Source organism: Leucobacter soli (assembly GCF_042659205.1).
GTDB classification, from domain to species: Bacteria; Actinomycetota; Actinomycetes; order Actinomycetales; family Microbacteriaceae; genus Leucobacter; species Leucobacter soli.
In genome coordinates this window covers 49,099-55,548 of the sequence record NZ_JBHSRW010000001.1, presented here as the reverse complement: position 1 = coordinate 55,548, position 6,450 = coordinate 49,099, and the positions used below count along the sequence as shown (strand labels likewise).

The window sequence follows — 6,450 nt, the reverse complement described above, 5'->3', positions numbered from 1 at the left end:
GGCCAGCCGCGCGATCGCCGCCTCGTGCGCGGCCCTGCGACCGCTCTGCAGCACCGGTTCGCCGTCCCACTCGACGCCGAGCGCGACGAGGTCCGCCAGTTGTCCCGCCGCCGCCCCGGCATTCCGATCCCGGTCCAGGTCCTCGATGCGCATCAGGAACCGGCGCTCCGAACTCCGCGCGAAGAGCCAGGCGAGCATCGCCGTGCGCAGGTTCCCGAGGTGCAGATCGCCCGACGGGCTCGGCGCGTAGCGACCGGCGCCGCTCCCGGAACCGCGCCCGGCACCGGCACCGGCATCGGCATCGACAACGAGGTCGCGGGGAATGCTCACTCGCACATTCTCGCATCGCGGCGCGCAGCAGGCGGCCTGCTCCCCGAACGGCGAGTCGCGCCGGCCGAGGGTGCAGAATATGAGGATGAGCAACGATGCAGGACTCGCTTCCGCCGGACTCCCCCGCGCCGAAGGCACGGCCGAGTCCTGGTCCCTGCCCGCCCCGCTCTCCGAGCGGCTCGACGCCGGGCGTCGCCTGCGTCGCCGACTGCCCAGGCGGCTCCTGGGCGAGCTCTCGAACGGGCCGCGCGATCCGCTCGGGATCATCGAGCAGCAGAACGCGGGGCGCCGCCAGGATCTCGTCCCGCTGCGCACCTCTCGCATGTCGCAGAGCCCGTTCGCCTTCTACCGCGGCACCGCGGCGATCATGGCGGCGGATTTCTCCGCCGAGGAGCGCAGCGAACTGCTCGTTCCGGCCTGCGGGGACGCGCATCTCTCGAACTTCGGCTTCTACGCGTCGCCCCAGCGCACACTCGTCTTCGATCTGAACGACTTCGACGAGGCCGCCTGGGCACCGTGGGAGTGGGATCTGAAACGGCTGGTAGCGAGCGCCGTCATCGCCGGGCAGGCGGGCTCTCGCGATGAGGCCGCCATCCGTTCGACCGTGCTCGGGGCGGTGCGCTCCTACGCCTTCGCGCTGCGGAAGGCGGTCGGCATGAGCCCGAGAGATCGCTTCTACACGCACCTCGACGCGGACGGCGGATCCAGCGGCCTGCACCCCCAATCGCAGAAGGTCTTGCGTCGAGCGGTGAAGCAGGCGAAGAAGCACACGGGCGAGCGCGCGGCGCGCCGGCTCACAGCGCCGGATCCGGACGGAAGACTGCGCTTCATCGAGCAGCCGCCGACTATGGTCCGCATCGATCCGGAGCTGCGCGACCGACAGGTGCATCTCGTGCGACGCTACCTCGATACCGCGAACGCGGACATCCGTCTGCTGCTCCGGCACTACGTCGTGAGCGATGCGATAAGGCGCGTGGTCGGCGTCGGGAGCGTCGGCACGCGCTGCGCGCTCTCGCTGTTCCAGGACGGCGATGGCAATGCGATGATCCTGCAGTCGAAGGAGGCCGGTCGCAGCGTGCTCGAGCAGTACGGCGGCATCCCCCAGCCCCGGGCCGTCAACGAGGTCGTCGCCGCTCGCGGCGAGGGCGCACGGGTCGTGGCATTGCAGCGGGTCCTGCAGGCGGTCTCCGATCCGTTCCTCGGATACCTGCGATTCGACGAGGTCGATCTCTACGTGCGCCAGTTCCACGACATGAAGGGCGGGATCGACGCGGATGAACTCGAGGACGAGCCCTTCGAGACCTACTCGCGGGCCTGCGCGGTCACGCTCGCCCGTGCGCACGGGCAATCGCCGCTCTCCTCGATGATCAGCGGCTACGTCGGTCGCGGGCGTCGACTCGGCGAGGTGCTGCTCGAGTGGGCGTACGCCTACGCCGCGCGCAGTCGCGCCGACTACGACGCCTTCGTCACCGCACAGACCCGCTGAAGGCCGTGCAGCGGCCGGACGCGGCGCGCTCTGCGCGCACTCAGTGCAGGAAGATGTCGGGGAACAGCTCTGCGTCGGGCGTCCCGGGGACGGCCGCGTACCTCGACAGGTCGGTGACACCCTGCTCGGCCAGCACGTCTTCGACGATGAGCGTCCGCCCGGTGCGGGCACGGGCGGGGGCCGTCAGCACCGCGTACGCCGCATCGGCGTAGATCTCGGGCGTGCGGGAGGCGGCCATGACACGATCCCCGCCGAGCAGATTCTGCACGGCGGCGGTGGCGACCGTCGTCCGCGGCCAGAGCGCATTGGCCGCGATCCCCTCGGCTTCGAACTCCGAGGCGAGGCCGAGCGTCACCATCGTCATGCCGTACTTCGCGAGCGTGTAGCCGGTGTGGGCGCCGAGCCACCTCGGGCTGAGATTGAGCGGGGGCGAAAGCGAGAGGATGTGCGGATTCGCCGCCTCGCGCAGCGCCGGGATCGCGGCGCGGGAGAGCATGAACGTGCCGCGCACGTTGACGTCCTGCATGAGGTCGTACCGCTTCGGCGCCAGGTCGAGAGTGCGAGAGAGGTCGATGACGCTCGCGTTGTTCACGACGGCGTCGATGCCGCCGAACTCGGCGACCGTCGCGTCGATCGCGCGGGCGATGTCCCCGTCGTCCCGGACGTCTCCGACCACGGCAAGTGCGCGCCCGCCGGCTTCTCGGATCGCCTCGGCCGCGGTGTGGATCGTGCCCTCGAGCCGCGGATCCGGCGTATCGGTCTTGGCGAGCAGCGTCACGTTCGCGCCGTCAGCGGCGGCCCGCAGCGCGATCGCGAGACCGATCCCTCGGCTCCCGCCCGACATCAGCAGTGTCTTTCCCGCCAGGCTCATGCGCGCCCCTCTCGTCTTCGAACGGCATCAGCCTAGACCGAAGCCGGCATACCGCCCGTCGGGTTTGGTCCATCCCTACAGTCGGGTGGCATGATCGAGGGATGCGCATCCTCTCGATCCAGTCCTCGGTCTCCTACGGCCACGTCGGCAATTCCGCAGCGGTGTTCCCGCTGCAGCGTCTCGGCCACGAGGTCATGCCGGTCTACACCGTGATCTTCTCGAACCACACCGGCTACGGCTCCTGGACGGGTCCGATGCTCCGCGGCGAGGACGTGCGGGATCTCGTCCGAGGGATCGATGAGCGCGGCGGCCTCGACGATGTGGAACTCGTCCTCTCCGGGTATCAGGGCGGCGATGACATCGGCGACGCGATCCTCGACGCCGTCGCCCTCGTCAAGCAGCGCAATCCGCGCGCCGTCTACGCCTGCGACCCGGTCCTCGGCAGCGCCGACAACGGCTGCTTCGTGGCGCCGGAGGTGCAGACGCTGATCCGCGATCGCGTCGTGCCGCAGGCCGACCTGATCTCGCCGAACCAGTTCGAGCTCGGATTCCTGACGGGCACCGCACCGCAGACGCTCGAGGAGACGCTGGCCTCGGCCGATCAGCTACGGGATGCGGGCGGCCCATCGCAGGTGCTCGTCACGAGCGTGCTGCGCCCGGATCGCCCCGCCGACACGATCGAGATGCTCGCGATCACCCCCGCAGGCGCGTGGATCGTGCAGACCCCGCGGCTGCCTTTCAAGGCGAACGGCTCGGGCGACGTGACGTCGGCGCTCTTCTCCGCGCACCTGGTCGAGTCGGGCGATCCCGCCTACGCGCTCGGACGGACCGCAGCGAGCGTCTTCGAGCTCCTCGTAGGCACGCTCGCCTCCGGTCAGCGGGAGCTGCAGCTGATCGAGTCCCAGGAGGCCTATGCCTCGCCGACGCACGTCTTCGACGTCGAACGGGTGCGCTGAGACGGTTCGCTCGTCTCAGCGAGGCGGCAGCTGCGGCCCCTCCGGGTAGTCGCCGCGGGTGAGGTCCAGGAAGAGCGCATCCTCGAGCGCTCCGCCGGGCCGCACCTGGTAGTCGCGCAGGATCCCGATGGGTTTGAAGCCCAGCCGCTCGTAGCTGCGGATGGCCCCGTGATTCTTCACGTTCGGGTCGAGGGTGATGCGGGTCACACCTGCTGAGAACTCATGCCGGATCGCGAGCGCCATCGCCTCTTCGCCGATGCGTCGACCGCGGAACGCCGTCGAGAGGAAGATGTGCATCACCGTGGTCGGATACTCGGGATCCTCGCCGCGGAGCACGATCAGCACGCCAACGGCCTGCCCCTCCACCTCGATGAGCCGGGTCGTCTCCGGGTGGTCGATGAACTCGCGGCGCACCCGATCGGCATCGAAGCCGACCCACCAGAACGAGACCTCCGGCTCCTCGAGCACGGCGAGGATCGACGGGAGATCGTCCTCCTCCGGATCGCGCAGCGTGACGAGCGGGCCCTGCAGCAGGGGCTGTCGAACGGTCATCTCGGGTACCTCCTAGCATCGAGCCTATATCGCTGCTCCGCTTCGACCGACGGTGTCCCGCCGGCCACGCGCCCTCTCCCGCTCAGGTGAAGTCGACCAGTCCGGCACGCGCGGCAGTGACGAGGATCTGCACCCGGTCGCGCACCTGCCACTTCGACATGATCCGCCCCAGGTGAGCCTTCACCGTACCCTCCGACACATGCAGCGCCTGCGCCATCTCCGCGTTCGACATCCCCTGCGACAGGCTCTGCAGAACCTCGGACTCCCGCTCCGTCAGCGCCTCCAGCTCGGATCCCAGCTCGGCGGGCTTGGTATCGCGCACGTGCTTCACGAGCATGGAAGCGATCCTGGGCGAGAGGGAGCTCGATCCTTGGTACGCCTGATGCAGCGCCGAGACGATCTCCTCGGCACTGGAATCCTTGAGCATGTATCCGGCGGCCCCGGCGCTGAGCATCGGGAGCACCGTGTCGCTCGAGTCGAGCGTGGTCACCGCAAGCACCCGCACCTCGGGCCAGCGGGCGGATATCTCGGTCGTGGCTTCGATCCCGTTCATGCCCGGCATCTGAACGTCCATCAGGACGACGTCGGGTTGCAAGCGCTCCACGGTCTCGATCGCCTCGAAGCCGCTCTCGGCCTCAGCGATCACCTCGATACCGGGATCCCGGCTGAGGAAGTGCTTGAGCGCGATCCTCACCAGAGGGTCGTCATCGGTCAGCAGCACACGGATCTCAGCCATGTGAAAAGCCTAACCTCCGCCGTACCGGACGAACCGCGGCAGATATAGACCTTTGTCCAAGTATTTTCTGCCGTTTCGTCAAATGTGCAATTCCATCCTCGCCGGAAGGATAGAACTCAACGCACAAAAGACCAATCGAAGGAGGTGCTTATAATGACTTTCTGGCAGCAGCTGGCTAAACTCCTCGGCATCACCCGCTAGCCTACTCGGCAAATAGGAGATACTGAAGAACATGTCGACGCACGCGGAGAGAGCGGATCGTCTCCTCCGTTTCCAGTTGAGTCGCACCGAGGCGTTGAATCGCCCGGAACGCGGCGTCCTACTGGCTCTCATCGCGGGCAGCGTCGTCCTGGATCTCGTCGGAGTCTTCTCCGCACCCGGCGGAAGCCTCGTGCAGCCGGTGCTCAGCATCGTCACCACGCTCACTTTCGCCCTGTACATCTGGTCGCCCCTGATCGCCACCGCGGCTCTGGGCGTCGCGGTCGGGCTCTCGTTCCTCGCGGGCGATGCCACCGGCGCGCTGCTCGCAGGGTCCATCGCAGCCGGGCCGGTGCTGCGGCTGGGGACCACCCCGCTCCTCATCGGCTACACCGGTGGCCTGCTCGTCTCGAGTGCGCTCCTCGCCTACGGGTACGGCACCGGCGGACTCACCTCCACGAACGTCGCGCTCTACCTCATCATCGCGACAGTGGCCGGCGGCGTCGGACTCGCGCTCCGGATGTCCTACGCACGGGGGCATCGACTCGAGCATGAACTCGCCGAGCGCGCGAAGCACGAGCGGGAGGCGATCCTCGCCGAACGACGGTGGATCGCCGGTGAGCTCCACGACAGCATCGCCCACCACCTCACGATCGTCGCGCTCCACGTGCAACTTCTCGACGACGATACCGCTCGGCCCGGCTCCCAGGACGCGATCCGCATCGCGGCGCGCAAGGCGCTCAGCGATCTCCGCTTCGTCATCCAGCTGGCCGAGGATGCCCCGCGCGGCACCGGCGTGCCCTCGGGCGACCTCAGCGCGGCCATCGACGAGGCGCGAGACGAGTTCGCGGCCGCGGGCCACACCGTCGCCTGCATCGGCGACCCCACCGACGAGAGCATCCCGCGCGGCGTGGAGATCATCCTGGCCCGGATCGTCCGGGAATCCGCGACGAACATTCTCAAGTACGCCGGCCCGGGCGAGGTGCGCTTCACCCTCGAGGTCGGCGCGGACTCGATCGGCCTCGAGATCCGCAGCCCGCTCCCCACCGTTCCTCGCAGGGATATGCCCTCGACCGGTACGGGCCTGAACCGCATGGCCGAGCGGGTCCTCGGAGTGAGCGGCGAATTCAGCGCCGGTCCCGCCGAGGACTGCTGGCTCGTCTCGACTCGGCTTCCCGTCAGCTGAGCGGTGTCCCGCTCGAGCGCTCTGGTCGAAAGTCGCGCAGAATCTAGACTTTCGACACTCCTCCCGGCGCACCGCTCAGGCTAGTTTTGTTGTCGGGCCCTCCCCCCGCGGCCCACCGGCCGGTCGTCTACTGAT

General features: G+C 68.6%; 7 protein-coding genes. 3 read left to right on the top strand and 4 right to left on the bottom strand.

All coding sequences use genetic code 11. The features are described 5' to 3' along the window. A partial coding sequence (locus tag ACFPZL_RS00295; protein ID WP_382334530.1) for a glutamate--tRNA ligase family protein occupies nt 1–225 on the bottom strand: 225 nt, incomplete at its 3' end. Between the two features lie 190 nt (nt 226–415). On the opposite strand from ACFPZL_RS00295, the gene ACFPZL_RS00290 reads away from it, so the two are divergent. Then, complete coding sequence (locus ACFPZL_RS00290; RefSeq protein ID WP_218114191.1) at nt 416–1,816, top strand: DUF2252 domain-containing protein; 1,401 nt, start codon at nt 416–418, stop codon at nt 1,814–1,816. Nucleotides 1,817–1,856: 40 nt separating this feature from the next. Here the strand turns inward: ACFPZL_RS00290 and ACFPZL_RS00285 are convergent, their stop codons facing one another. Then, the gene (locus ACFPZL_RS00285; protein ID WP_218114190.1) at nt 1,857–2,687 is read right to left on the bottom strand and encodes an SDR family oxidoreductase; all 831 of its coding nucleotides are present in this window, start codon (nt 2,685–2,687) and stop codon (nt 1,857–1,859) included. A 101-nt stretch (nt 2,688–2,788) separates the two neighbouring features. On the opposite strand from ACFPZL_RS00285, the gene pdxY reads away from it, so the two are divergent. Further along, nucleotides 2,789–3,643 (top strand): pyridoxal kinase PdxY, encoded by an 855-nt coding sequence (pdxY, locus tag ACFPZL_RS00280; protein ID WP_218114189.1) that lies wholly within the window; start codon nt 2,789–2,791, stop codon nt 3,641–3,643. A gap of 15 nt (nt 3,644–3,658) precedes the next feature. Here pdxY and ACFPZL_RS00275 read toward each other — a convergent pair whose 3' ends face one another. After that, nucleotides 3,659–4,195 (bottom strand): GNAT family N-acetyltransferase, encoded by a 537-nt coding sequence (locus tag ACFPZL_RS00275; protein ID WP_218114188.1) that lies wholly within the window; start codon nt 4,193–4,195, stop codon nt 3,659–3,661. A gap of 82 nt (nt 4,196–4,277) precedes the next feature. Continuing rightward, a complete protein-coding gene (locus ACFPZL_RS00270; RefSeq protein ID WP_236021830.1) occupies nt 4,278–4,931 on the bottom strand; it encodes a response regulator in 654 nt (217 codons plus the stop codon). 232 nt (nt 4,932–5,163) lie between these two features. On the opposite strand from ACFPZL_RS00270, the gene ACFPZL_RS00265 reads away from it, so the two are divergent. Beyond that, nucleotides 5,164–6,315 (top strand): sensor histidine kinase, encoded by a 1,152-nt coding sequence (locus ACFPZL_RS00265; RefSeq protein WP_236021827.1) that lies wholly within the window; start codon nt 5,164–5,166, stop codon nt 6,313–6,315. The last annotated feature ends 135 nt before the right edge of the window (nt 6,316–6,450 follow it).

Excerpts from the sequence above, each read along its gene's own strand:
- ACFPZL_RS00265 (WP_236021827.1), top strand. The coding sequence starts at position 5,164 with ATGTCGACGCACGCGGAGAGAGCGGATCGTCTCCTCCGTTTCCAGTTG.
- ACFPZL_RS00275 (WP_218114188.1), bottom strand. The coding sequence starts at position 4,195 with ATGACCGTTCGACAGCCCCTGCTGCAGGGCCCGCTCGTCACGCTGCGC.
- pdxY (WP_218114189.1), top strand. The coding sequence starts at position 2,789 with ATGCGCATCCTCTCGATCCAGTCCTCGGTCTCCTACGGCCACGTCGGC.
- ACFPZL_RS00270 (WP_236021830.1), bottom strand. The coding sequence starts at position 4,931 with ATGGCTGAGATCCGTGTGCTGCTGACCGATGACGACCCTCTGGTGAGG.
- ACFPZL_RS00285 (WP_218114190.1), bottom strand. The coding sequence starts at position 2,687 with ATGAGCCTGGCGGGAAAGACACTGCTGATGTCGGGCGGGAGCCGAGGG.
- ACFPZL_RS00290 (WP_218114191.1), top strand. The coding sequence starts at position 416 with ATGAGCAACGATGCAGGACTCGCTTCCGCCGGACTCCCCCGCGCCGAA.